This is a genomic window from Mesorhizobium sp. M8A.F.Ca.ET.161.01.1.1 (assembly GCF_004792105.1).
In the GTDB taxonomy this organism is placed as follows: Bacteria; Pseudomonadota; Alphaproteobacteria; order Rhizobiales; family Rhizobiaceae; genus Mesorhizobium.
The window spans coordinates 1-542 of the sequence record NZ_SRTD01000054.1; the positions used below are offsets into that span (position 1 = coordinate 1).

General features: G+C 59.8%; 1 protein-coding gene and 1 pseudogene. One reads left to right on the forward strand and one right to left on the reverse strand.

Going from position 1 to position 542, the window contains the following annotated elements:
• Positions 1–329, forward strand: a pseudogene (gene gltD, locus EN804_RS34535) (glutamate synthase); the annotation flags it as partial.
• A gap of 82 nt (positions 330–411) precedes the next feature.
• Here the strand turns inward: gltD and EN804_RS34540 are convergent.
• A partial coding sequence (locus tag EN804_RS34540) for an ATP-binding protein (RefSeq protein ID WP_135922301.1) occupies positions 412–542 on the reverse strand: 131 nt, incomplete at its 5' end.

A 542-nucleotide genomic window follows, 5' to 3' on the forward strand; every position in this document is an offset into this window, starting at 1 on the left:
GCCAGGTGGATGACCGACGCAAGCCCATTGCCGGCACGGAGTTCATCATCAAGGCCGATCTCGCCTTCATCGCCATCGGCTTTTCCGGTCCCTTCACGGACAGCGTTCTGAAGGAAATGGACGGCAAGCTGATACTCAACACGGACCGCCGTGGCTCCACAAATGTCGTCGCCAACGAGACGGATTACAGGACCTCTGTCGACAAGCTCTGGGCGGCGGGCGATGTGCGCCGTGGCCAGTCGCTGGTGGTCTGGGCGATCGGCGAAGGCCGTCAGGCGGCGCGTGCGATTGACGAAGCGCTGATGGGCGCGACCGTTCTTCCGCGCTGAGCCGGCAAATGGATAAAAATGGAAAGGCCTGTCGCACCCGCAACAGGCCTTTTTTTGATGTCAGAAAACGAGCGCTTCTTTTTCAGCAATAGGGAAGCGTAATCCGGAAGCAGGCCCCACCGCTGGATGAATCGCCGATACTAATGTCTCCGCCGTGATACCGCACGATTTCCTGCACGAGATTAAGCCCGAGGCCCGTGCCCCGGTCTCTAG